The sequence below is a fragment of the Enterococcus sp. HMSC078F03 genome, from assembly GCF_001811595.1.
GTDB classification, from domain to species: Bacteria; Bacillota; Bacilli; order Lactobacillales; family Enterococcaceae; genus Enterococcus; species Enterococcus faecalis.
This window is the reverse complement of the sequence record NZ_KV805574.1, coordinates 1-230: the sequence shown is the minus strand read 5'-3', so window position 1 is coordinate 230 and position 230 is coordinate 1. Positions and strand designations below refer to the sequence as shown.

The window sequence follows — 230 nt, the reverse complement described above, 5'->3', positions numbered from 1 at the left end:
TCATCACGGACATGAACGATTGCTTTCGCTTCTTTTGTGCCATTTTTATAGACAATTTCATAATCGCCTATTTTATCAACATTTACTGTTCCCTGAACATCAATTTTTTCAAACGGAACGTCTTGACCTGTTTTGTCTGTCGCTGAAACGAAATTATCTTCTGGTTTCCACGAATCACCAACATAAATCGTTGTATCTTTGACCTCTAACTTAGATTGGTCGGGTTTGAC

The 230-nt window shown here is 37.4% G+C and carries 1 protein-coding gene; it reads right to left on the bottom strand.

The window, feature by feature from the left end; all coding sequences use genetic code 11:
- Nucleotides 1–230, bottom strand: a 230-nt coding sequence (locus HMPREF2810_RS09900) for a bacterial Ig-like domain-containing protein (protein WP_141750869.1), incomplete at both ends; no start/stop codon positions are given.